The sequence below is a fragment of the Enterobacter sp. KBR-315C3_2022 genome (assembly GCF_041399425.1).
In the GTDB taxonomy this organism is placed as follows: Bacteria; Pseudomonadota; Gammaproteobacteria; order Enterobacterales; family Enterobacteriaceae; genus Enterobacter.
The window spans coordinates 139,702-163,407 of record NZ_JBGKEB010000008.1 but is presented as its reverse complement, the minus strand read 5'-3'; the positions used below and the strand labels follow the sequence as shown (position 1 = coordinate 163,407).

General features: G+C 58.1%; 24 protein-coding genes. 14 read left to right on the top strand and 10 right to left on the bottom strand.

The features are described 5' to 3' along the window. The first annotated feature begins 141 nt into the window (after positions 1-141). From AB8804_RS11050 to AB8804_RS11035, 4 genes are all read left to right on the top strand, one after another. A complete protein-coding gene (locus AB8804_RS11050; RefSeq protein WP_371185905.1) occupies positions 142-1,644 on the top strand; it encodes a sugar ABC transporter ATP-binding protein in 1,503 nt (500 codons plus the stop codon). Next, on the top strand, positions 1,641-2,636 hold the full coding sequence (locus tag AB8804_RS11045) for an ABC transporter permease (protein ID WP_371185903.1): 996 nt from the start codon (positions 1,641-1,643) through the stop codon (positions 2,634-2,636). Before AB8804_RS11050 ends, AB8804_RS11045 begins: the two co-directional genes overlap by 4 nt. A gap of 20 nt (positions 2,637-2,656) precedes the next feature. After that, positions 2,657-3,721, top strand: a complete 1,065-nt coding sequence (locus AB8804_RS11040) for a sugar ABC transporter substrate-binding protein (RefSeq protein WP_371185901.1) — start codon at positions 2,657-2,659, stop codon at positions 3,719-3,721. Between the two features lie 83 nt (positions 3,722-3,804). Continuing rightward, positions 3,805-5,046 (top strand): LVIVD repeat-containing protein, encoded by a 1,242-nt coding sequence (locus tag AB8804_RS11035; RefSeq protein WP_371185899.1) that lies wholly within the window; start codon positions 3,805-3,807, stop codon positions 5,044-5,046. 90 nt (positions 5,047-5,136) lie between these two features. On the opposite strand, the gene mtnK is transcribed toward AB8804_RS11035, so the two are convergent. Then, the gene (mtnK, locus tag AB8804_RS11030) at positions 5,137-6,336 is read right to left on the bottom strand and encodes an S-methyl-5-thioribose kinase (RefSeq protein ID WP_371186038.1); all 1,200 of its coding nucleotides are present in this window, start codon (positions 6,334-6,336) and stop codon (positions 5,137-5,139) included. A gap of 106 nt (positions 6,337-6,442) precedes the next feature. On the opposite strand from mtnK, the gene mtnA reads away from it, so the two are divergent. Further along, a complete protein-coding gene (gene mtnA, locus AB8804_RS11025; protein ID WP_371185897.1) occupies positions 6,443-7,459 on the top strand; it encodes an S-methyl-5-thioribose-1-phosphate isomerase in 1,017 nt (338 codons plus the stop codon). A 126-nt stretch (positions 7,460-7,585) separates the two neighbouring features. On the opposite strand, the gene AB8804_RS11020 is transcribed toward mtnA, so the two are convergent. Continuing rightward, a complete protein-coding gene (locus tag AB8804_RS11020; RefSeq protein ID WP_371185895.1) occupies positions 7,586-7,858 on the bottom strand; it encodes a helix-turn-helix domain-containing protein in 273 nt (90 codons plus the stop codon). A gap of 105 nt (positions 7,859-7,963) precedes the next feature. Here AB8804_RS11020 and AB8804_RS11015 point away from each other — a divergent pair, with 105 nt between their 5' ends. After that, positions 7,964-8,188 carry a helix-turn-helix domain-containing protein gene (locus tag AB8804_RS11015; RefSeq protein ID WP_371185893.1) on the top strand — a complete coding sequence of 75 codons (225 nt, stop codon included), beginning with the start codon at positions 7,964-7,966 and terminating at the stop codon, positions 8,186-8,188. 140 nt (positions 8,189-8,328) lie between these two features. On the opposite strand, the gene AB8804_RS11010 is transcribed toward AB8804_RS11015, so the two are convergent. From AB8804_RS11010 to AB8804_RS11000, 3 genes are read right to left on the bottom strand one after another with little or no spacing between them, the layout of a single operon-like run. Further along, positions 8,329-8,871, bottom strand: a complete 543-nt coding sequence (locus AB8804_RS11010; RefSeq protein ID WP_371185891.1) for an acireductone dioxygenase — start codon at positions 8,869-8,871, stop codon at positions 8,329-8,331. Beyond that, positions 8,868-9,557: an acireductone synthase gene (gene mtnC, locus AB8804_RS11005; protein WP_371185889.1), complete on the bottom strand. Its 690-nt coding sequence runs from the start codon at positions 9,555-9,557 to the stop codon at positions 8,868-8,870. The genes AB8804_RS11010 and mtnC overlap by 4 nt, the downstream gene beginning before the upstream one ends. Next, a complete protein-coding gene (locus AB8804_RS11000; RefSeq protein WP_371185887.1) occupies positions 9,554-10,168 on the bottom strand; it encodes a methylthioribulose 1-phosphate dehydratase in 615 nt (204 codons plus the stop codon). Before AB8804_RS11000 ends, mtnC begins: the two co-directional genes overlap by 4 nt. Before the next feature lie 122 nt (positions 10,169-10,290). On the opposite strand from AB8804_RS11000, the gene AB8804_RS10995 reads away from it, so the two are divergent. After that, the gene (locus AB8804_RS10995; protein WP_371185884.1) at positions 10,291-11,451 is read left to right on the top strand and encodes a pyridoxal phosphate-dependent aminotransferase; all 1,161 of its coding nucleotides are present in this window, start codon (positions 10,291-10,293) and stop codon (positions 11,449-11,451) included. Here AB8804_RS10995 and AB8804_RS10990 read toward each other — a convergent pair whose 3' ends face one another. The 3 genes from AB8804_RS10990 to AB8804_RS10980 all read right to left on the bottom strand — a co-directional run bounded on the left by AB8804_RS10990 (position 11,452) and on the right by AB8804_RS10980 (position 14,330). Continuing rightward, positions 11,452-12,078 (bottom strand): IbrB-like domain-containing protein, encoded by a 627-nt coding sequence (locus tag AB8804_RS10990; RefSeq protein ID WP_371185882.1) that lies wholly within the window; start codon positions 12,076-12,078, stop codon positions 11,452-11,454. It abuts the gene before it with no gap. Beyond that, on the bottom strand, positions 12,063-13,286 hold the full coding sequence (locus AB8804_RS10985; RefSeq protein WP_371185880.1) for a phosphoadenosine phosphosulfate reductase: 1,224 nt from the start codon (positions 13,284-13,286) through the stop codon (positions 12,063-12,065). Before AB8804_RS10985 ends, AB8804_RS10990 begins: the two co-directional genes overlap by 16 nt. A gap of 144 nt (positions 13,287-13,430) precedes the next feature. Then, positions 13,431-14,330, bottom strand: coding sequence for a LysR family transcriptional regulator (locus AB8804_RS10980; RefSeq protein WP_371185878.1), 900 nt, complete (start codon positions 14,328-14,330; stop codon positions 13,431-13,433). A gap of 662 nt (positions 14,331-14,992) precedes the next feature. Between AB8804_RS10980 and ahpC the strand changes: the two genes are divergently transcribed. The 6 genes from ahpC (at position 14,993) to AB8804_RS10950 (ending at position 21,674) form a co-directional block, all read left to right on the top strand. Continuing rightward, the gene (gene ahpC / locus AB8804_RS10975) at positions 14,993-15,556 is read left to right on the top strand and encodes an alkyl hydroperoxide reductase subunit C (protein WP_032638815.1); all 564 of its coding nucleotides are present in this window, start codon (positions 14,993-14,995) and stop codon (positions 15,554-15,556) included. A 189-nt stretch (positions 15,557-15,745) separates the two neighbouring features. Beyond that, positions 15,746-17,311, top strand: a complete 1,566-nt coding sequence (gene ahpF / locus AB8804_RS10970) for an alkyl hydroperoxide reductase subunit F (RefSeq protein ID WP_371185875.1) — start codon at positions 15,746-15,748, stop codon at positions 17,309-17,311. Positions 17,312-17,504: 193 nt separating this feature from the next. Continuing rightward, the gene (locus tag AB8804_RS10965; RefSeq protein ID WP_371185873.1) at positions 17,505-18,080 is read left to right on the top strand and encodes a molecular chaperone; all 576 of its coding nucleotides are present in this window, start codon (positions 17,505-17,507) and stop codon (positions 18,078-18,080) included. Beyond that, positions 18,077-20,353 carry a molybdopterin-dependent oxidoreductase gene (locus tag AB8804_RS10960; RefSeq protein WP_371185870.1) on the top strand — a complete coding sequence of 759 codons (2,277 nt, stop codon included), beginning with the start codon at positions 18,077-18,079 and terminating at the stop codon, positions 20,351-20,353. Before AB8804_RS10965 ends, AB8804_RS10960 begins: the two co-directional genes overlap by 4 nt. After that, positions 20,350-20,907 (top strand): 4Fe-4S dicluster domain-containing protein, encoded by a 558-nt coding sequence (locus AB8804_RS10955; RefSeq protein WP_112011542.1) that lies wholly within the window; start codon positions 20,350-20,352, stop codon positions 20,905-20,907. The genes AB8804_RS10960 and AB8804_RS10955 overlap by 4 nt, the downstream gene beginning before the upstream one ends. Then, the gene (locus tag AB8804_RS10950) at positions 20,907-21,674 is read left to right on the top strand and encodes a dimethyl sulfoxide reductase anchor subunit family protein (protein ID WP_371185868.1); all 768 of its coding nucleotides are present in this window, start codon (positions 20,907-20,909) and stop codon (positions 21,672-21,674) included. Before AB8804_RS10955 ends, AB8804_RS10950 begins: the two co-directional genes overlap by 1 nt. A gap of 38 nt (positions 21,675-21,712) precedes the next feature. On the opposite strand, the gene uspG is transcribed toward AB8804_RS10950, so the two are convergent. Continuing rightward, the gene (uspG, locus tag AB8804_RS10945) at positions 21,713-22,141 is read right to left on the bottom strand and encodes a universal stress protein UspG (protein ID WP_371185866.1); all 429 of its coding nucleotides are present in this window, start codon (positions 22,139-22,141) and stop codon (positions 21,713-21,715) included. A 180-nt stretch (positions 22,142-22,321) separates the two neighbouring features. Between uspG and AB8804_RS10940 the strand changes: the two genes are divergently transcribed. After that, positions 22,322-23,560, top strand: a complete 1,239-nt coding sequence (locus AB8804_RS10940; protein ID WP_371185864.1) for a zinc-dependent alcohol dehydrogenase — start codon at positions 22,322-22,324, stop codon at positions 23,558-23,560. A gap of 10 nt (positions 23,561-23,570) precedes the next feature. Here AB8804_RS10940 and yldA read toward each other — a convergent pair whose 3' ends face one another. Further along, the gene (gene yldA, locus AB8804_RS10935; protein WP_371185862.1) at positions 23,571-23,660 is read right to left on the bottom strand and encodes a small membrane protein YldA; all 90 of its coding nucleotides are present in this window, start codon (positions 23,658-23,660) and stop codon (positions 23,571-23,573) included. Positions 23,661-23,706: the final 46 nt, after the last annotated feature.

Sequence of the window (23,706 nt, the reverse complement as noted above, 5' to 3'; positions counted from 1 at the left end):
CAAGCGCTAACCCGATGTTATGTCTGGACATCCGGATGGCTAATATTATTTCGCTTTATCTTATGCCTTTTATGTCGTTGTCAGTCAACCTCGCCTGTGAAAAATTCGATAAATCAAAAGGGTAATGAAGGGGTTAGGCGAATGGCTTCCAGTCGGCTTGAGATGCGCGGTATCAGCCTGGCCTTTTCCGGCTTTCAGGCGCTGTCGCGGGTGGATTTCACGCTGAGCGGCGGCTCGGTGCACGCGCTGACCGGCGCAAACGGCGCGGGAAAATCGACGCTGATGGCGGTGCTGTGCGGCACGCACGATCGCTACGAGGGGGAGATCTGCATAAACAACCAGCCCGTGACGATCCGCGAGCCTCGCGACGCCAGGCGGCTGGGTATTCATCTGGTCCAGCAGGAGGTGGACGTGGCGCTGATCCCGGGCCTGAGCATTGCCGAAAATATCATGCTCGACCAGCTGGCGCTGCCGGGGCATCGCTACAGCTGGCGCGCTATCCGCCAGCAGGCGAGACGGGCGCTGGCGCAGCTCGACGTCTCCCTTGACGTGCGTCGCGGCATCGACGGCTGCACGCTTGCGGAAAAGCAGCAGATTTTGCTGGCGCGGGCGCTGTCCCACCACTGCCGCTTTTTGATTCTGGACGAGCCCACCGCGCCGCTGGACGCGCACGAGAGCGAGCGCCTGTTCGCGGTAGTGCGGCGCTTAAAAGAGCAGGGCATCGGCGTGGTGTTTATCTCCCACCGCATTCACGAGCTGAAGGCCATCTGCGACACCCTGACGGTGCTGCGCGACGGCAGGCGCGTGGAGACCGGACCGATGGCGGCGCTCAGCGGCGAAGAGATTGTCGAGAAAATGCTCGGCCACGAGCTGAGCGATATCTACCCGCCCGCGCGGCCGCGCCACAGCGAGGAGACGCTGCTTCGGGTTGAGGGGCTTCACGACGACGCGCTGCTGAAGGACGTCTCCCTGCACCTGCGCAAAGGCGAAATCCTCGGCATTGCGGGCCTGGCGGGCGCGGGGAAAACCGAGCTGTGCAAAGCGCTGTTCGGCGCCAGCCGGAGCGTTGTGGCGCGCGGCGAGCTGAACCATCAGGCCTGGACGCCGCGCGATCCGGCGGACTCCGTGCTGCGCGGCCTGGCGCTGGTGCCGGAGGAACGGCGGAAAGAGGGCATTTTTATCGATGAGACGGTCAGCATGAACCTGGCGGTCGCGGCGGACAAAACGTTTTCGCGCTGGAGCCTGTTCGGCCACCGCCGGGCGTGGCGCTGGGCGGAAGAGGTGATCGCCCGGGTTGGCGTGCGCACGCGCGGGCCGGGGCAGGTGTTGCGTCGCCTGTCCGGCGGCAACCAGCAGAAGGTGGCCATCGGCAAATGGCTGCGCAACGACGCCCGCGTGCTGATTTTTGACGAGCCGACGAAGGGCGTGGACGTAAAGGCCAAAACCGAGCTGTTCCAGCTGATTGACGGCCTGGCGCGCGAGGGGAAAGGGGTGATTTACGCCTCCGGCGAGTTTGCCGAGCTGGTCGGGCTGTGCGACCGCATCTGCGTGCTGTGGGACGGGCGCATCGTGGCGGAGCTGGAAGGCGCGGCCGCCCGCGAAGAGACATTACTGTACTATTCAACCGGAGGAACGGCGCCGTGAGCAAGGCCCTTTCAGTGAACGCGGCGGCGTCTGGCCGTCAGCAGATTTTCGATTTTTTCTACAGGTGGGGCATGCTGCTGACCGTGGTGGCGCTGGTGGCCGTTTTTGGCCTGGCGTCGGACAGCTTCCTCGATCCCAATAACATCATCAACATCCTGCGCTCGATCGCCATCGTAACGGTGATTGCCATTGGCGTGTCGATTTCCCTGACGGTCGGCGGCTTCGATCTCTCCGTTGGGTCAACCGCGTCGCTGGCCAACGCGCTGGTGATTTCACTCTTCGTCTGGCACGGCTTTGGCACCACCGAGTCGATTGCGATCACGCTCGCGCTCTGCACGCTGGTGGGGCTGTTTAACGCCTTTCTGATCGTCATCCTGCGCATTCCGGACATGCTCGCCACGCTGGCCAGCCTGTTTGTGGTGCAGGGCGTGGCGATGACCTACAGCTACGGCGGCTCGATTACCGAGAACATGGTTCTGCCGAGCGGCGACATGGCGGAGGGCACCGTTCCGGCGGCGTTTGGCCTGCTGGGGCAGGTGCCGACCATCGTGATTATCATGCTGGCCGTGACGGTCGTCGCGCAGCTTGGGCTGTCGCTGACCACCCACGGTCGGCGGATGTACGCCATCGGCGGCAATCCGGAGGCGGCGCGGCTCTCCGGCATTCGCACCACGCGCTATAAGGTGGCGGCCTACGTCATCGCCTCGCTGCTGGCGGGGCTGGGCGGCATCCTGCTGGCGTCGCGCATCGGTTCGTCGCAGGTGAACGCGGGCGGCGGCTACCTGATGGACGCGGTGGCGGCGGCGTGGATAGGCTTCTCGCTGGCCGGATCGGGCAAGCCGAACGCGCTCGGGACGCTGGTCGGGGCGATTATTCTTGGCGTGCTGTCGAACGGGCTGGTGATGCTCTCGGTGCCGTATTACGCCATGGACATTATAAAAGGGCTGGTGCTCGCGGCGGCGCTGGCGCTGACCTACGTACAAAAACGCTAACCACACAACGGGATAACAGAATGAAAAAAACGGCACTTTCTTTGGCGGCGCTTGGGCTGCTCACTGCGCTTCCGGGCTTTGCGGCCACGCCCGCGCCGCTTCCGGCGGCGATTGCGAACCACGACGGGCCGATTCGCATCGCGGTGATCCGCAACCTCGGCTCGGACGACAACACCACCCAGTTCGTCGCGGGGGCGATTCAGGAAGGGAAGAAGCTCGGCTTTAAGGTCAGCACCTTTTTGAGCAACGGCGATGACGCCAAATTCCAGGACTTCGTCAACCAGGCGATTGGCCAGAAATATGACGGGATTATCCTCTCGCAGGGGCGCGATCCGTATTCGACGGCGCTGGTGAAAAAGGCGGTTGACGCCGGGATTAAGGTGTCGGTGTTTGATACCGCCGTCAACGGCGAGATCCCCGGCGTGACCGTGACCCAGCAGGACGATGCGTCGTTGACCGAGCTGTCGTTCGGCCAGCTGGCAAAGGATTTCAACGGCAAGGCCAACATCGTCAAGCTGTGGGTGGCGGGCTTCCCGCCGATGGAGCGCCGTCAGGCGGCGTATAAAGCGCTGCAAAAACAGTATCCGGACATCAAAGAGCTGGAGTCCATCGGCGCGGTTTCATCTGACGTGCAGGGCGATACCGCCAACAAGGTGGGCGCGATCCTGGCGAAATACCCGAAAGGCAAAATCGACGCCATCTGGGGCACCTGGGACGCCTTCAGCCAGGGCGCCTATAAGGCGCTGAAGGAGAACGGCCGCACCGAGGTTAAGCTCTACAGCATTGATATCTCCAACCAGGATCTCCAGCTGATGCGCGAGCCGGGCAGCCCGTGGAAGGTGAGCGTGGCGGTCGATCCGAAGCTGATTGGCGCGACCAACGTGCGCCTGGTGGCGAACAAAATTGCCGGGGAAGCGACGCCAGCTACCTACGATTTTAAAGCGGCGGCGATCCCGCAGGCGCTGCTGGCCGCGCAGCCGGGGGCGGTGAACGTGGCGTCGCTGGGGAAAATCATTCCGGGCTGGGGCCAGACGGAAGATTTTATCGCGCCGTGGTTTGCGACCCTGGAAGCCAGGTCAAAATAATGCCCGGTGGCGCTTCGCTTACCGGGCCTACGGTGTTGTAGGCCGGATAAGGCGCAGCCGCCATCCGGCGAAAGGACTCAAATATGTCTGCATTACCTCAACCCGAATACAGCCGCAACATGCGGCTGATTGGCCATAGCGATCAGGGCGGTCGTCCGGACGGCGTGCAGCTGATGGTGCATCGCGGCTTTGCCTACATAGGCCACATGGTGTCGCAGGGCTTTTCCATCGTCGACGTGCGCGACCCGAAAAATCCGCGTCCTGCAGGCTACGTGCCCGCGCCGCCCGGCACCTGGAACGTGCACCTGCAGGCGCACGACGACCTGCTGCTGGTGATTAACGCCCGCGATCTGTTTGCCGACGCCCGCTTTGCCGACGAGAAGGTCTACTACACCCGCCAGGTGGGGGAAACCGTCCGCGACGTGCAGGACAGGGGCTGGAGCGCGGGGCTGCGCGTCTTCGATATTTCGACGCCGGACGCGCCGCGCGAAATTGGCTTTCTGTCTCTGAGCGGCATCGGCATTCACCGCATCTGGTACGTCGGCGGGCGCTGGGCGTACGTGTCGGCGCTGATCGACGGCTTTACCGACTACATCTTCCTGACCATCGATCTGGCTGACCCGCGCCGGCCCGAGGTGGCGGGGCGCTGGTGGCTGCCGGGCATGAATCAGGCCGAAGGCGAACAGCCGAACTGGCCGGAAGGAAAACGCTATGCGCTGCACCACGCGATTATCGCGGGCGACACCGCCTACGGCAGCTGGCGCGACGGCGGGCTGACGCTGCTGGACGTGAAGGACAGAACGAACCCGACGCTGATTAGCCACCGCAACTGGAGTCCGCCGTTTGGCGGCGGCACGCATACCGCGCTGCCGCTCCCGGATCGCGACCTGCTGGTGGTGCTGGACGAAGCGGTGCTGGATAACCAGCAGGACGGCGAGAAGCTCATCTGGCTGTTTGACATCCGCGAGCCGTCGAACCCGGTGAGCATCTCTACCTTCCCCCAGCCGGATGAGATCGACTACGTGGCTAAAGGGGCGCACTTTGGCCCGCATAACCTGCACGAGAATCGGCCGGGAAGCTTCATCAGCTCGACGCTGATTTTTGCGACGTACCAGAACGCGGGCGTGCGCGCGTATGACATTTCGAACCCGTATCATCCGGTGGAAACCGGCGCGCTGGTGCCTGCCGCGCCGCAGAAGATGATGGATACGCGGCCCAACCGGCCGCAGGTGATCCAGTCGTGTGACGTGTTTGTGGATGCGCAGGGGATTATCTACAGCACGGATTACAACGGCGGGCTGTCGGTGATTGAGTATTTGGGGTGAGTTTTTGCCGGGTGGCGGCTTCGCCTTACCCGGCCTACATTCGATTCGTAGGCCCGGTAAGCGCAGCGCCACCGGGCACAAAGCCGGTACTCAGCTGTACTGCCGAACCCGCGCCACCAGCTCTTCCACGCTGTCGATGCGATCGGCAATCACGATCAGCGCCTTGCCGAGCGTAACGGCGTGGCGCAGGCACTCGTGGCGCATCGCCTCGTCCTGAATGGTGTCGATGTCGGCCACGTGCGATAACCCGACGCTGCGGCGGATCAGCTCGGTGCCGCAAAAGCCGACGGCGTCCGTCCAGACCTTCTTCAGGAATCCGGAGGCATAGCCCGGCGCGGCGAGCGCGGCGTCGCGCGTTTTTTCGCTAGCCAGCGCCTGGAAGCGCTCGGCAAACGCGTGCCATAGCTCCTGTATGTCGGTCAGGCGCTGCTCGCGGGCGGCGGCGGCATCGCGAATGCCCAGATGCCCCGGCAGGCCGCAGAAGTTCAGAAGCAGGTTGCCGATAGCGGTGCCGATATCAAAGCCAATCGGACCAAAATAGCCGAACTCGGCGTCGATGGCCTTCAGGCTGTTTTCCGCCACGAAGATCGACCCGCTGTGGATATCGCCGTGCAGCAGGGCCTCGGCCTGCGAGAAGAAGCGGTGTTTCAGGGAGGCCACGGCCAGCTTTAGCTGGGCGTCGTCGCGCAGGGCGGCCACGTCGTTTTCCAGCTCGGCCGGGTAGCTGTTGCGCGCGTGGATCTGATACGGATCGTTGAAGAACAGATCTTCGGTGATCTCGCACATCTCCGGGTTGATGAACTGCGCCACCTGCGCCTTTTTCTCGTGCGGGTGCAGATAAAAGTCGCTGGTGTGGAACAGCGCGTGGGCAAGATATTCCCCCACCTGGCGCGCGGCCTGCGGGTAATAGACATTGTTAATCAGCTCGCCGCGCCAGATGCGGTGGCTGGAGAGATCTTCCATCACCATCACCGCCAGCTCCGGGTCGAAATGGTGGATTTTCACCGTGTGCTGCGGGCTGTGCCGGTAGTGTTCGACCAGCGTTTGCGCCTCAAGGCGCGCGCGGTCCAGCGTCAGCGGCCAGGATTCGCCGACGCAGCGCACGTAGGGCAGCGCCTGCTTGACGATGATGCGGCTGGTGCCTTGCTGGTCGAAAATTTTAAATACCAGATTGAGGTTGCCGTCGCCCACCTCCTGCGCCTCCACCAGCGATGATGGGTTATCAACGCCGCCAAACTGCCTGGCATACTCCACGGCGTCCTGGGCGGTAAAGGTACGGTATTGCGGCATGGCCTGCTCCTCGCGCGTTTTGCTAATTAAAGACATGTAGACGTCTATACATCTGGATTTCATCCTGACACAATGTGATACAACAACGCAACAGAGAATTAACGACATGCAGACATTACAGACGACCAGCCTGCGGGTGGCGGATAATCAGCTCCTTATTCTCGATCAGCAGGCGCTTCCGCAGGAGAAACGCTGGCTGGACGCCTCCAGCGTCGAGGCGCTGGTGGGGCATATTCACGCCCTGCGCGTGCGCGGCGCGCCGCTAATTGGCCTCTCCGCGAGCCTGCTGCTGGCGCTGCTGGCGGAAAACGGCAACAGCCGCGACGCGCTGGCGGCGGCGCTGGAAACCCTGCGCGCCTCGCGCCCGACGGCGGTGAACCTGATGAACAACCTCGACCGCATGAAGCAGGCGCTGTGGCAGGAAGATTATGTTCCGGCCCTGGTGGCCGAAGCGCTGCGCCTGATTGACGAAGATAGACAGCTTTGCGACGCGATTGCGAAGGCGGGCAGCGCGCTGGTGAAGCCCGGCAGCCGCCTGCTGACCCACTGCAATACCGGCGGGCTGGCGACCGCGGGCGTCGGCACGGCGCTGGGCGTGATTGCCCGCGCGCATCGGGAAGGCAACGTCAGCAGCGTCTGGGTGGATGAAACGCGCCCGCTGCTGCAGGGCGGCAGGCTGACCGCGTGGGAGCTGGGCGAGCTGGGCGTGCCGTATCGTCTCATCACCGACTCCATGGCCGCCAGCCTGATGGCGAAAGGGCAGGTAGACGCCGTGTGGGTCGGGGCCGATCGCATTGCCGCCAACGGCGACGTGGCGAACAAAATTGGCACCTATTCCCTGGCGGTGCTGGCGAAATTCCACGGCATTCCGTTCTACGTTGCCGCGCCGCAAACGACCCTCGATCCGGACTGTCCGAACGGCGAGGCGATCCCGATTGAACAGCGCGCCGCCAGCGAGGTAACGGGCGTGGCGGGGAGCTTCGGTGCGGTGCAGTGGGCGCCGGAAGACGCGCAGGTCTATAACCCGGCGTTCGACGTAACGCCTGCCTCGCTGATCAGCGGCTGGGTGCTGGATTCGGGCGTGGTCACGCCGGAAGAAGTGGCGGCGGGGAAATTTGCCTGAGTGCATGAAGGGTGGGGGATTGTACTGGATCAGCTGGTGGGGTACGTGAAGGGATTGAAGGCGTAGAGACTTTAGACCCCCTCTCCCTTGAGGGAGAGGGTTGGGGTGAGGGGGAGAATTCAATGATCACGTCGAAGAGTGATTTCTCCTTTTAGTGTTCCTCATCTGACGAAATATTGGCTCTCCCTTCTCATCAACATACCTTTCCGGCCATATCACATCCGGCGGAATGTTTAGCGCCTGAGCGATAAGCAGTTCTCCTTTTGGCCACGGTCGGGTAAGCGCATTAGACAGTGTGGATGATGAAAGCCCGGCTTTTCGGGACAGTGCTGCCAGACTTGTTCCATGTTTCTTTAGCGCGGCGATGATATCGGCAGGATGCCAGTTCTGATGACGCATTGTGTCCTCCTTACATGTGTTCGTTACGCTCTCAATTATCCTGTTTTGGGATAAAAACGCAACGAGAGGATATTCGATTTCAGGATATTTTAGGGAATCGGAACAATGGCCTCAGTCTATTCAGAAGAATATCAGCGCGTTATCAATGCGTTGAAAAAAGCGCGTAAAGATAAGGGGATGACTCAGGCGCAGCTTGCGGAGGCGTTGGGCAAGCCGCAGTCTTTTATTGCGAAAGTGGAAAACGGTGAGCGCAGACTGGATGTGGTGGAGTTTGTGCATCTGGCGAGGTTGGTTGGAGCTGATACGCAGCGGATTATCGCCAACATTTAATTAATGCCTGAACAGGGAACTGACTCCCTGAGCCGTATGTTCCCCTCACCCTAACCCTCGCCCCAGAGGGGCGAGGGGATAGCACAGTGCTCGCATTACTTTGTGGGGTTTCCTCAGCCCACAGGGAGAGGAAGAAAGGATCAAGCGAGGCGTGGATACGCATCCGCGATCGCATCACCCGTAAACTGGGCCACCCAGCCTTCAGGGTTATCGAAAATACGAATGGCGGTAAAGTTCGGCTCTGAGCCCATATCAAACCAGTGCGGCGTGCCCGCAGGTACGGAAATCAGGTCGTTTTTCTCGCACAGCACCTGATACACCTCATCGCCTATGTGCAGGCAGAACAGTCCCGCGCCTTCGACGAAAAAGCGCACTTCGTCTTCGCCGTGGGTGTGTTCGTTCAGGAACTTCGCGCGCAGCGCCTCTTTCTGCGGGTTATCGGCGCGCAGGCTGATGACGTCCCAGCTCTGATAGCCTTTCTCCGCCACCAGCCTGTCGATCGCGTGCTGATAGGCGTCGATCACCGCGTCGGGGGCAGGATCGCGGCCTAAATCACGATCCGCCGCCCAGCGCTCGAAGCGCACGCCTTTCGCGTTGAGCTTTTGGGCGATCTCGGCGGCGTCGATGCTGTGCCACAGCGGCTGGCTGGCGTCTTTGTCGGAATAAAGGGTCAATGCGCTCATGAAGGGATCTGCTCCGGGTTTATCTCGTCAAACTGGTGAACCTGGTGATGATGGCTTGCGCCGTCGTCGTCACCGCGAATCAGCTGCAGGGTGCGAAAGCCGGCCTGCTCGGCGGCGTCCAGCTCCTGGTGAACGTCGGACAGGAACAGGATCTGCGACGGGGCAATGCCCGCGTGCGCCGCGATGTTCTGATAGGACTGCACCTCGCGCTTGGCGCCGATGCGCGTGTCAAAATAGCCGCTGAACAGATGAGTAATATCACCTTCGTCGCTGTAGCCAAATAACAGTTTCTGCGCGGCAACGGAGCCGGAGGAATAAACATAGAGATCAATGCCCTGCGACTTCCATTTTTCCAGCGCGGGCAGGACGTCCGGGTAAAGATGGCCGGTAAAGTCGCCGTTGACGTAGCCGTCGTGCCAGATGATGCCCTGCAGCGCCTTCAGCGCCGTGGATTTGCGGTCTTCGTCCATAAACGCAAACAGCGCGTCGATAAGCTCGCCGGTAGTGGCGTGCGGATTGCTGATTTCATCGCGCAGGTTGTCCAGAATTGATTTGACCGGCTCGGCGTACTGCTGGGCGGTGACGAACGCCGCCAGACGCTCGCGCGCATAGGGGAACAAAACGTTGTGGACAAAACGAATATCGCTGGTGGTCCCTTCAATATCCGTCACAATCGCGCGAATCATACTCTCTCCAGTTGTCGTAAACGCATCTCGCATTCGAATAAAAACTCTAATCCTTCCAGATGGCGGCGGGCTTCGGCCACGTCGCGCCCCCAGCAGGTTAAGCCATGGCCGCGCAGAAGAAAACCATAATTAAGCGGGCGCGCCTGCGCGGAGTGGGCGATGCGGGCGGCGAGGGCGTCGATATCCTGGTCGTTGTCAAATACCGGGATAACCACCGTATCAAGATGCGAGGTTTGCCCGGCGAGGGATTTTTGCATTTCAAAGCCGCTGAGGCGCAGTTCCGCCCCTTTCACCAGCCTGGAAAGCACCGTGGCGTTGACCGTGTGAACGTGCAGCACGGCGTTGGCTTGCGGATACAGGCGATAAATCAGCGTATGCAGCCCGGTTTCTGCCGAGGGTGTGCGGCCGGACGGCGCGCGGTTTGTCGCGATCTCGACCTGGAGAAAATCGTCGGTCGTCAGGCTGCCCTTGTCCTTGCCGGATTCGCTGAGCCAGCACAGGCTCGCGTCCTGGCGTACCGACATATTTCCGCCCGTGGCGGGCGCCCAGCCTTTGGCGCCGATCCAGCGGCAGGCCTCGACCAGATGTGTAAGCTGCAGGTTGTCCGTCATTTTCCTTTACCCTCCCGGCGAGGAATATTCATATTGTTTAGACGTCTAAGCGTCTTGATTGCCAAAGACTAACATCGTGTTATAGTGGCAGCAACATAAGTATTACAAACAGGCGCAGCGTAATGAGCAACAACGCATTGATTCCACAAAGTAAACTTCCTGATTTAGGCACAACCATCTTTACCCAGATGAGCGCGCTGGCTCAGCAGCATAACGCCATCAACCTTTCGCAGGGATTCCCGGATTTTGACGGCCCGGCCTATCTGCAGGAGCGCCTGGCCTACCACGTTGCTCAGGGCGCAAACCAGTACGCGCCGATGACCGGCGTGCAGGCGCTGCGGGATGCGATTGCCGATAAAACCGCGGAGCTGTACGGCTACAGGCCGGATGCGAACAGCGACATCACGGTGACGGCAGGGGCGACCGAAGCGCTGTATGCCGCGATTACCGCGCTGGTGCGTACGGGCGATGAGGTGATTTGCTTCGACCCAAGCTACGACAGCTACGCGCCTGCGGTGGAACTTTCCGGCGGCGTGGTGAAACGCATCGCCCTTGAGCCGCCGCATTTTCGCCCGGACTGGCAGGCGTTCGCCGCGCTGCTGAGCGACAAAACCCGCCTGGTTATTCTTAACACGCCGCACAACCCGTCCGCCACTGTGTGGCAGAAAGCGGACTTCGCCGCGCTGTGGCAGGCCATTGCCGAGCGCGAGATCTATGTTCTGAGCGACGAGGTGTATGAGCACATCTGTTTTTCAACGGAAGGGCACGCCAGCGTGCTGGCGCATCCGCAGCTTCGCGAGCGCGCCGTCGCCGTATCTTCGTTTGGCAAAACCTACCACATGACCGGCTGGAAGGTGGGTTACTGTGTTGCGCCCGCGGCCATCAGCGCGGAGCTGCGCAAGGTGCATCAATATCTGACCTTTGCGGTGAACACCCCGGCGCAGCTGGCGCTGGCGGATATGCTGCGCGCGCAGCCGGAGCATTATCGCGAGCTGCCGGAATTTTACCGCGCGCGCAGGGATCTCTTCGTTGATGCGTTAAGCCAGAGTCGGCTGGAAATTTTACCGTGCGAAGGAACCTATTTCCTGCTCGCCGACTACAGCGCCATTTCCGATCTGGACGACGTGAGCTTCTGCCAGTGGCTGACGAAAGAGGTTGGGGTTGCGGCGATCCCGCTGTCGGTCTTCTGCGCCGACCCCTTCCCACACAGGCTGATTCGCCTGTGCTTCGCGAAGCAGGCGTCGACGCTGCTCGCGGCGGCCGAGCGCCTGAATACGCTCTGACTATTTTACCGTCCAGGCTTCCGAGTATCGACGGTCTGCAAACAGCTCCAGCAGGCCGTTGATTTGCTTCAGGCGCAGCACTTCGTCGCTGTCCATGCCCAGCTCTTTTCCTACCCTCACGTCGTCCCAGCCGAGCTGCACAAGCTCGCGGACAATCTCCGACATCGCGTGGATCTGGTGCCGCCCTCGGGCGCGGTTGTGGCGAATCGTCGCCGCCATGCGGTTGTATTTGTCCTGACGCTCTTTTCGCAGGCAGGTGACGGGTAAATATCCCTTCAGCTGCCGTTTTAGCGCGGCTTTATTTTTACCTATTTCGTGGCGATGAAAGCCGTCGATGATTTCATAATGCCGTGGTGTATTTTCCGTCACGACAATAGGTTGGGTGAAGCCGTCCAGCTCCAGCGATTTGCTGAGTAAACGCTTTTCGGGCGGCGCGACGTTATTCGGGTTGTAATCATTGGCGGTAATATCGTCCTGCTTAATCCACAGTACGCAGTCTACGGGCTGTTCGCGAAAAGGACTGTTTTCATGTATCGCCTGACGAAAGGCGTTGATGGCCTCAATACGCTGCTCTTCAGGAAGTGACTGAAGATATATGTTCATTTCCTCGATCAGTCTTTGCTGCATAATATATTCCACTCCTTGCGTTTCAATTTTATGCGGTCGCTGTAGCGCTTATAGTGCTTTGGCTTATTCGGGCTAAAGGATAATGCCCGGCACCAGTAATCGTTATTCAGCAGGACCTTGCAGATGCGTCTCCATGACGGAATATCTTTTGAACCGATGTCACCCTCTTGGGTATCGGGTATATCGGCCATTCCCTTATTGATGTACCAGTGCAGATAAACGGCAATTTTATTCCGGTAATGCTCTGCCGTGTTTTGCGGCATGCTGTTGAGCAGCAGCAGGGCATATTCTTTCCAGCTAAGCCGATCGGGCTTAAGGATTTTGCGGTGCCCGTAGAAGTGATTATCCTGGCCGGCATAGACGCCGCCGCTTCGAACGCCGCTGACGCGCTCGCACATGGCGGCCCAGCGATCGGGTTCAATAACGTGATAAAGCCAAAGCCCCTGGCGCTGCTCTGGGCCAAACGGCTCGCAGATGCGCATATAGCGCGGAGGGACGCCCGCCTGAAACATCAGGTCATACAGGGGGTTATAGCTACTGCCGGTTTTGGCGAACCAGGTCCACAGATCGGCGGTTTTCCAGTCGTAGATGGGATAGAGATACCACGCGTGCCCGCCGGGCGCGACGGTCGTCCAGGGTTTGTCGTCGGCAAACCGCTGCTTGCGGGCGTTGGCGATGGTCAGAAATCGGTTATAGGACTCATCCGCGCGTATGCCGATCATGACGGCGGCGGGGCGGTTGTTGGCAAACCAGTCGGAAAAGGAGCGGACAAACTCTTCAAAGGTCATGCCCGGTTGATAAAAATCGAAATAGTCCGGAGAGGTAATGGCCTCCTCCGGGGGCTGGCGCACCCATTTTGCATCCGGTTCCCAACATTGCCACTCAGGCTGGTACTGCGAAAGGGCGTTTTGCGTCGTCAGGGGAAGGGCGACCCAGTAGAAGTTTTCAATCACGTCCCGATACGCTTCGCGCATCCTAATAACATGCTCGATGGTGCATGAGAATTGCGCTTCCCAGTCGATAAAGAGGACGCTAATTTTCTTATTACGCTTACGGGCTAATTGCGCCGTAAGGTGCAGCATAACGGTAGAATCTTTTCCCCCGGAAAAAGAGACGCAAATGCGAGGGAAATTGGCAAGAGTCCACTCAATGCGTTCTTGCGAAGCCTCAAGCACGTTTTGGACGAGCGGGTATTTATAGAGTGACATATTCAATCTCTTCCTGAGTATGAATGTCTGGAATTGGGTGGTTACCTATTCAATATGTCTCATTTTCCTTTATGCTTCAAGATATATTTGGGTAAAACACTTTCAGAATCTTACCCAATGTAACATTTTGAAAATATAGTGCTGCTAATCTTTATCCATCGACTCAATAAATTGTGCAAATATGCGATTATTTAACGCGGAGCGATTATATTGCATAAATATTTCCGGCGTCGGCAGCGGGAAATTAATATTTACCTTTCTAAGGTTCATTAATTCTTTATAACGTTCAAAGATCTGGATGGGCATATACCCTAATAAATCGCTTGCGCAAATAACGTTTAAGATTGAAATATAGGAATCACCACGAAAAGCAATGGTGCGATCCGGGAAGACGATTTCCGCCTGCGTTTGAAGATCTTTGACGCCAGACTCCTGGGTCCTGAACTGCGTGAATTTTTCCTGCTGCAGATCTTCTTGCGACATGATGTCCTTGATGCGCGGATGGTCGGCGCGAGCCGCCAGAATCATGGGCAAGGTGTGAAAGCGTGTGCTGATGACGGAGCGATTGTTTATCGGCGCAAAGGTAAAGACCAGATCGGCCTTGCGGTAGGCCAGTAAGTCTTCCGCTGAATCCGGTGATAACAGCATATCATACTGATCTATATTATAATTTCCCTCGTCGAGCATTCGCGTCATAAGTTCGACCAGGCGTCCCTGAAGAATAATTTGCGGACAATAGATAACGAAATTTTTCTTTAAATGGGACTCATTCATCACGTTGATGGTCTGCTCAATCTGGTTGAGATTTTGTTCCAGATGGTGGTGCAGGTTAACGCCAACCGTCGTCGGGGTAATGCCCTTTCCGGCACGAATGAACAGGGGATCGTTAAGCTGCGTACGCAGACGCTGCAGCGACTGGCTTACCGCTGAAGGCGTGATATAGAGCGTTTCTGCTGCTTTACTGATGCTCAGGTTTTGGTAAATACACTCAAAAATGACAAGCAGGTTGAGATCGAATTTTTTAAGGTCGTAAAGGTTGGCCATGGTTCATCCTGAGTGAGCTGATGTTGTGAGGGCTAGTACATAATCGTTAACTATAGTTTCAGGTTAACCATTTACAATCCTTGTGGATGGCTAACTTAAAACAATTTGAATATTTACTAAATATATCACGATGCTGGATTATTGAAATAGAACTTTAATTGAGATTAAGATATTTTTACTCCTGAAATATGCGGATTTTTTTATAGAGATAATCTGTCGTTATAACTCATCTTCCTGGTATTTTTCCTGGTTGTAGTTTTGCCTCCATTTCTTGTCTGTTGCGATTAATTCTCATTAATAATGCCGCCTGTTTATGGCTAAAGTCGGACATGTTCGTTAAAACCTATTGTAACCATAGACAAGATTGCCCCTGTTGCGGATTGCCCGGCATTCATTGAAGTGATGTAATCGTTGCGCTGTTACGGCCTTGATATAAAGGGTTGTAGAGCGCAACGCAACGCCAGCTTCGGCTGGCACTGAATAACCCGCGGGAAGTTCAGGTATCAGGGCCGCCCGCTGAGGCGGCCTTTTTACGTTCAGGCGTTCCGCTGCATTTTTCGCGTTGTTAGGTTTGGCTGATTGATTTGATAAAGCATACGCATTAGCCCCGATGAACAAAGTTAGTTACCTTACATCTCAACGAAAACACGGAGGAAGTACAGATGTCCTTGATTAACACTAAAATTAAACCTTTCAAAAACCAGGCGTTCAAAAACGGTGAATTCATCGAAGTTACCGAAAAAGATACCGAAGGCCGCTGGAGCGTCTTCTTCTTCTATCCGGCTGACTTCACCTTCGTATGCCCGACCGAACTGGGCGACGTGGCTGACCATTACGACGAACTGCAGAAGCTGGGCGTAGACGTTTACTCTGTTTCTACCGACACCCACTTCACCCACAAAGCGTGGCACGGCAGCTCTGAAACCATCGCTAAAATCAAATACGCGATGATCGGCGACCCAACCGGTGCCCTGACCCGTAACTTCGACAACATGCGTGAAGATGAAGGCCTGGCCGACCGTGCGACCTTCGTTGTTGACCCGCAGGGCATCATCCAGGCTATCGAAGTGACCGCTGAAGGTATCGGCCGCGACGCGTCTGACCTGCTGCGCAAAGTGAAAGCCGCTCAGTACGTGGCGTCTCACCCAGGCGAAGTGTGCCCGGCGAAATGGAAAGAAGGCGAAGCGACCTTAGCGCCATCTTTAGACCTGGTCGGCAAGATCTAAGTCTTTTTTGCCTGGCGGCGCTGCGCTTGCACAGGCCTACAACAACCGTAGGCCGGGTAAACGAAGTGCCACCCGGCATTCGATGGGCGCACCCCGCGCCCATTTCATTCCAGCACCATGATGCAAGTTGCATTCAAGCCGCCTGTCTAAGGCAGCTTGCATGATGACGTTTTAAGAGAGGGAAGAACAATGCTCGACACAAACATGAAAACCCAGCTCAAGGCATACCTTGAGAAACTGACCAAACCCGTTGAGCTGATTGCCACGCTGGACGACAGCGCGAAATCGGCTGAGATCAAGGCGCTGCTGGTGGAGATCGCCGAGCTGTCGCCGAAGGTGACGTTCAGGGAAGATAATTCACTGGCCGTGCGCAAGCCCTCTTTCCTGATTACCAACCCGGGCTCTGACAAGGGGCCGCGCTTTGCGGGCTCTCCGCTGGGCCACGAATTTACCTCCCTGGTGCTGGCGCTGCTGTGGACCGGCGGCCATCCGTCGAAAGAGGCGCAGGCTTTGCTCGAACAGATCCGCGATATCGACGGTGACTTTGAGTTTGAGACCTACTACTCGCTCTCCTGCCACAACTGCCCGGACGTGGTGCAGGCGCTCAACCTGATGGCGGTGCTTAACCCGCGCATCAAGCACACGGCGATTGACGGCGGCACGTACCAGAACGAAATCACCGAGCGCAACGTGATGGGCGTTCCGGCGGTTTATCTGAACGGTAAAGAGTTTGGCCAGGGCCGCATGACGCTGAGCGAAATCGTTGCCAAAGTGGATACCGGCGCGGAAAAACGCGCGGCGGAAGAGTTGAACAAGCGCGATGCCTACGACGTGCTGATCGTGGGTTCCGGCCCGGCGGGCGCGGCGGCGGCGGTTTACTCCGCGCGTAAAGGCATTCGTACCGGCCTGATGGGCGAGCGTTTCGGTGGTCAGGTGCTGGATACCGTGGATATCGAAAACTATATCTCCGTGCCGAAAACCGAAGGCCAGAAGCTGGCAGGCGCCCTGAAGGCGCACGTTAGCGATTACGAGGTTGACGTCATCGACAGCCAGAGCGCCAGCAGGCTGGTTCCGGCGGCGGTTGAAGGCGGCCTGCACCAGATTGAAACGGCGTCCGGCGCGGTATTGAAAGCGCGCAGCGTTATCATTGCCACCGGCGCGAAATGGCGCAACATGAACGTACCGGGTGAAGATCAGTATCGCACCAAAGGCGTCACCTATTGCCCGCACTGCGACGGCCCGCTGTTTAAAGGCAAGCGCGTGGCGGTGATCGGCGGCGGTAACTCCGGCGTTGAGGCGGCTATCGACCTGGCGGGGATCGTGGAACACGTGACGCTGCTGGAGTTTGCCCCAGAGATGAAGGCGGACCAGGTGCTGCAGGACAAGGTGCGCAGCCTGAAAAACGTCGACATCGTGCTGAACGCGCAAACGACGGAAGTGAAGGGCGACGGCAGCAAGGTGACCGGCCTGGAATACCGCGACCGCGTAAGCGGGGACGTACACAGCGTGCCGCTGTCGGGGATCTTCGTTCAGATTGGCCTGCTGCCAAACACCACCTGGCTGGAGGGCGCCATTGAGCGCAACCGCATGGGCGAGATCATCATCGACGCGAAATGCGAAACCAGCGTGAAGGGCGTGTTTGCCGCCGGTGACTGCACGACCGTCCCGTACAAGCAGATCATCATCGCGACGGGCGAGGGCGCGAAGGCATCGCTGAGCTCCTTCGACTATCTGATCCGCACCAAAACCGCATAATAAAAGAAAGTAAGGCTACACCTGCACGCCGCCTCTTCATGAGGCGGCTTTTTTTTATTTCTATTTTATTTTTTACCGATTTTCCTCCCGATTTTTCCCTTCAAGAATCGAGTTGCCCGCTTTGATCAAAGAAAATATTTAATGTATTGCTAATATCTGCGAGATTTTTAGCGGATAATTATTTGCATTTCGTATGAATGATAAAAACATATTCACCAATTCAATATATGACGCGCTGTCATTATTTGAGTCAACGGGGCTGGCGCTGCGCGACTTTTTTAACGCCGCGGAAATGACCTCCCGAAATAAGGCCTTGCGACAGCTTCTTCCCGAAAGCGCAGAGTGGCATGACGATATCTGGCTGGATATTGAATATGACTTCAATGCGCTCTTCGTCGGCCCCATGGCCCCGCTGGCTGCGCCCTACGCCTCGGTGTATATCGATGATGAACCGATGGTGATGGGCCCGACGACCCTGGGGGTCCGCGAGTTTTTACACAGCATTGGTCTGTTTGTTGATGACGAAAACGGCGTGCCGGACGACCACGTCAGCTTCGAGCTGGAATTAATTGTGATGTTATCCGCGCATGCCAGACGGTCCCCGCAATATCATGACGCGTTAACCCGCTTCACGACGGGACATGTCGAATTATGGCTACCGACATTTATTGAAAAAATAAATAACAAAGCAAAAACTTCCGCAATCAAATCGGTCGCGAATCGTATGACTAATTGGTTAGATGAATTAAAAGCGAGAGTAATATTATGAGCATTGATACAGGGCAACTGAACAGGCGCTCCTTTTTAAAGGGGCTTATTGCATTAGGCACGGTCGCCGCGTTACCCGGCGGATTATTATCCTCCCGCTGCGCGATGGCGCAGCCGCCGATTCCGTTTAATCCGAAGACCTACAAAATCTTCCGCAACGCCTGCCCGCGTAACTGCTATGACACCTGTAGCTTAAAAACCTGGGTGAAGGATGATGTGATCACCTTCGTCGAAGGCGCGAGCGAATCGACCTTTACCCACGGCTCGCCGTGCGTGAAGGGGCTGACCTATCCTCGCCGCGTTTACTCTCCGGACCGCATTAAATATCCGATGATTCAGGACGGGCGCGGCAGCGGTAAATGGCGCCGCATCTCCTGGGATGAAGCGATGCAGCGTATTGCCAGCAAAATGCTGGAGATCAAAAAGAAAGACGGCTCCCTGCTGGGGCTGGCGCTGACCAAATACTCCGGCAACCTCGGCGTGATGAGCTATGCCGTCGAGGGGATGATGTCCTCTCTGGGCTACACTACCCGCTTTGCGGGCACGCCGTGCTGGCCTGCGGGCATTGACGCCCAGCATTACGACATGGGCGACATGTGGTGTAACGACCCGGAAGATATGGTGAAAGCCAAGTACATCATCCTCTGGGGCGCGAACCCGGCGTGGTGCTCCATGCACTCCATGAAGTACATCTACGAAGCGCGCGAGAAAGGGGCGAAGGTGGTGGTAATCGATCCGCTGTTCTCGCAAACCGCCGCAAAAGCCGACCTCTACCTGCGCGTGCGCTCGGGCTCCGACGGCGCGCTGGCGCTCGGCATGGCCCGCCATCTGGTCGACATCGGCCGCGTGGACCAGGATTTTGTGAACAACTATGCTCACGGCTATCCGGAGTTTGAACAGTATCTGCTCAACAACGTGACCGTCGAGTGGGCCTCTGAAATCTGTGGCCTGGCGCCGGACGTGATCCGCCAGCTCGCCGAAGAGTTTACCGCCGTGAAGCCGTCCACCGTCTGGATTGGCTACGGCATGCAGCGCCACGTCAACGGCGGCGCGAACGTGCGTGCGATCGATGCCTTTGTGGCCATGACCGGCAACATCGGCGTAGAAGGCGGCGGTGCGCGCTACGGCCAGCTGCAAACCTGGGGCTATAACTACCACGCGATGGCGCAGAAGCCGCCGGTCGGCTCCGTTGGGATGGAAGGGACGTCAGGCCCGGTCGGGGAATTCGTCAGCGACAGCGGTGAAAAGAGCAAATACTCTGACCGCGCGCTTAACCTCAACCAGACCGCGCAGAGCATTCTCGACGCCAACGATCCGCCGATCCGCATGCTGTGGGTGGCCTGTAAGAACCCGTTCGCGCAGGATTTTGACCGCAACAAGATGGAAAAAGCGTTCGAGAAGCTGGAAATGGTGGTCTGCGTTGACCAGTTCTTCAACGAGACGGTGCAGCACGCAGACATCGTTCTGCCGGTGACCACCACCTTCGAACACTGGAGCGCGTCGTCCTCCTACTGGCACTACTGGCTGACGGTTAACGAACCGGCCATCAAGCCGATGTACGAATGCAAGAGCGACCTGGACATTGCCGTGCTGCTCTCCCGCACCATCAACAAAATGGAGCCGGGTTCGTGCACCTTCCCGCAGGATGTCGATCAGAAAACATGGCTGGATCTGGAGTTCAACGACGGGCTGGCGGAGAAGTTTGGCATCAGCTCCTGGGACGATCTGCTGAACGGGCCGGTGAAGGCGAAAATGCCGAGCAGCGCCGCCTGGTACGATCGCAAGTTCAAAACGCCGTCGGGCAAGTATGAGTTTTTGTCCGAACTGTGCGAGAAAAACGGCCACAAAGCGCTGCCGGAATACCTGCCGGCTGCCGAAGGCAAGCTGCCGTTCCACCTCTTTACGCCGCACCTGCAGTACGGCCTGCACTCCCAGTTCGTTAACCTCGACTGGATGCAGGTCTTCTGGCCGGAACCGTTCGTCTATATCCACCCCGTCGCGGCGAAGAAAAAAGGCATCCGCGACCTGGCGAAAGTCCGGGTATTCAACGAGATCGGTCATGTAGAGCTGCGCGCCAAGGTAACCACCAACGTGCCGGAAGATTTCCTGGTGATGTACGAGTCCTGGTTCAACAAGCTCAGCTATAACGTGCAAAACGTGGTGAAAGACACCCCGGCCGATATGGGCCTGATGGCTACCGGCGCGCCGGGCGCGGCGATCCACGACCAGTTTGTAGATATTGTCCTCATCGCGAATGAAGGAGTAGAGGCATGAGACGCGCATTTTTAGTGAACAGTGATAAGTGTATTGGCTGCCGCGGATGCGCAATGGCCTGCAAAAGCTTTAACCAGCTTGAGCCGGAGCGCTTCTGGCGCAACGTTTACCCGCTGGATAAAGAGATTTATCCGCACGAGGAGCGCGCCTTCTTCTCGCTGGCCTGTAACCACTGTGAAAACCCGGCCTGCCTGGCGGCCTGCCCGGTTGAGGCCTATACCAAACGCGACGACGGCGTGGTGGTGCATAACCCTGAGCGCTGCATCGGCTGTAAGAACTGCATCCGCAACTGTCCTTACGGCGCGCCGCGCTTTAACGAAGAGACGCAGAAAGCCGAGAAGTGCAGCATGTGCTACGAGCGTCTGGATATCGGCATGAATCCGGCCTGCGTGAACGCCTGTCCGGTGGGCGCGCTGACGCTTATCGATCTCGATGCCGATCCGCTGCCAAATAACGCCGTGCAGTATCCGCCGGGATTCCCGCGCATGCCGCAGCTCAACCCGGGCACGCGCTTTATTCTCGCTCGTCAGCCAAAACAGCCGGGGGATAAATAATGGAAAAGTATGAACTGCCGCTCGTCATCTTCACCGTGCTAAGCCAGATGTCCGTCGGCATGACGCTGCTGTTGACCTGGCGCACGCTGCGCGGCGAGCTTGAGGGCAATCGCATCCACTGGCTGATTACGGGGCTGATCCTCGGCGTGGCCTCCGTGGCCGCGATCCTGCACCTGGCGCACCCGGAGCACGCCTACAACGCGCTGATTAACCTCAAGCACGCCTGGCTGAGCCGTGAAATCCTCGGCGCGACGCTTTACGGCGGCACGATTGGCCTTGCCTTCCTGACCAAGGGCAACAAAGGCGCGGCGCTGCTGGCCTCGCTGTTTGGCATCCTGCTGGTGGTGGTTCAGGGCATGACCTACGCCGCTCCGGCGATGCAGGCGATTGCGAACGGCATCACCATGATGCTGTTCTTCGCCACCGTCTGGGTGATGGGTTGCGCCGCCGCGCCGCTGCTGCGTCTGAACGCCTCTAACTGCGCCCTGCGCAATGGCGTGCTGGTGCTGCTGGCGCTGATGATTGCCGCGCCGGTGATGTGGCTGAGCGGGGGAACCATCATGAAGATGACCGCCCACGCGTGGCTCAGCTCACCGCTTTATCTGGGGAGCCTGGCCTGTTGCGCAGTGGGTTGTGCGCTGACCCTGATGCGCCAGCCGAAGCAGAAAGCCATTTTTGTCATTCTGCTGGTGGGCCTGGTGCTCAGCCGCCTGACGTTCTTCGGCGATACCGTGAGCACTATCGTCAATATCGGTCACTTGTACTGAGAGCAAAAACCCCGCAAAAGCGGGGTTTTTTATGCGCGCTATCTGACCACCATCACCGGGATATGGGTATGGCGGATCACGCTGGAGGCGTTGGAGCCCAGAAGATGCGTGGTGATCGACGGATTGCGCGAGCCAATGACGACGACGTCGGCCTTCAGCTCGCCCGCCAGCTCGTTCACCGCGTCGCGCACGCTGCCAAACCGGACGTGGGTTTTAATACGTGAAGGGTCGATGCTGAAATGCCCGACCATGGTTTGCAGGCGCGTTTCCGCTTCATGCTGCAGATGCTCCTCGAAGCGGCGCACGTCGGCGGCGAAGCGATGCAGGCTCAGGCTGGCCGAACCCGGCAGAACGTGTAAAAGATGAATGATCCCATCCTGCTGCGCCAGGAACTCGGCGTGGCGAACGGCCTTGTCGCTCAGCTCCATTTCAAAAACATCAACCGGCATTATGATTGTCTGATACATACCCGTTTCTCCTTGTTTAAAAACGCTAAAAACATTCAACCACAAAATAATACAAGTTTCTGCTAGCCGTCTGGCATTTTTTTGCCTTGCCAGGAAAAATCTTAAAAGACCCGATTTCCGGGGCGGATCGTCTGAGGTAGCTACCCTTTTTAAAAGCTTACCCCTATCCCTGGAGATCGTATGAAAGCGCTTACTTACCACGGTCCACACCATGTTAAGGTTGAAAATGTTCCCGATCCCATCATCGAACAGCCTGATGACATTATTCTTCGCGTGACGGCGACGGCCATCTGCGGCTCGGATCTTCATCTCTATCGAGGCAAGATCCCGAAGGTGGAGCACGGCGATATCTTTGGCCACGAGTTTATGGGGGAAATCGTCGAGTGCGGCCGCGACGTGAAGGGGCTGCAAAAGGGCGAGCGGGTGGTTATTCCCTTCGTGATAGCCTGCGGGGACTGCTTCTTCTGCCGTATCAACCAGTTTGCGGCCTGTGAAAAAACCAACGCCGGGCAGGGCGCGGCGCTTAACAAGAAGCAGATCCCCGCACCGGCCGCGCTCTTTGGCTACAGCCACCTCTACGGCGGCGTACCGGGCGGCCAGGCGGAGTACGTCCGCGTGCCGAAAGGCAACGTGGGGCCGTTCAAAGTGCCCCAGCTGCTGTCGGATGACAAAGCCCTGTTCCTCTCGGATATCCTGCCGACGGCCTGGCAGGCCGCCAAAAACGCCCAGATTGAGAAGGGCTCAAGCGTGGCCATCTTTGGGGCGGGCCCCGTCGGGCTGCTGACGATCGCGTGCGCGCGGCTGCTGGGCGCAGAACAGATTTTCATCGTCGATCATCATGCCTATCGGCTGCGTTTTGCTCAGGAGCGCTACGGCGCTATCCCCATTAACTTCGATGAGGACAGCGACGCCGCCGAAAAAATTATCGAGCAAACGGTCGGGCAGCGCGGCGTGGATGCCGTCATCGACGCGGTTGGCTTCGAGGCCAAGGGCAGCACCACGGAAACGATCCTCAGCAACCTTAAGATTGAGGGCAGCAGCGGCAAAGCGCTGCGCCAGTGCATTGCCGCAGTGCGGCGCGGCGGGGTGGTCAGCGTGCCGGGTGTGTATGCCGGGTTTATTCACGGCTTCCTGTTTGGCGACGCCTTCGACAAAGGATTGAGCTTTAAAATGGGTCAGACCCACGTTCACGCGTGGCTGGGCGAGCTGCTGCCGTTAATCGAAAAAGGCCTGCTGACGCCGGAGGAGATCGTGACCCATTACCTGCCGCTGGCGGACGCGGATCGCGCCTACAAAATTTTCGAGAAGCGGGAAGAAGAGTGCCGCAAGGTTATTCTGGTGCCCGGCGCGGCGTCCGCGGAAGCGGCGGAGCAGAAGGTCAAAGGTCTTGTTAACGCCTTTCCCGGCGGGGTCGTGTGAGGGCGATCGCTTACCAGTGTCGTTCAAGATAAAGCACGGCTGTGACGATGACCGCCAAAATAATGAGAAAAACCAGCGTAATAACCAGCGCCTCACTCATGACCGTCCCCGCGGCACCAAATCAGATTAAGCGTGGATTAAGGGCG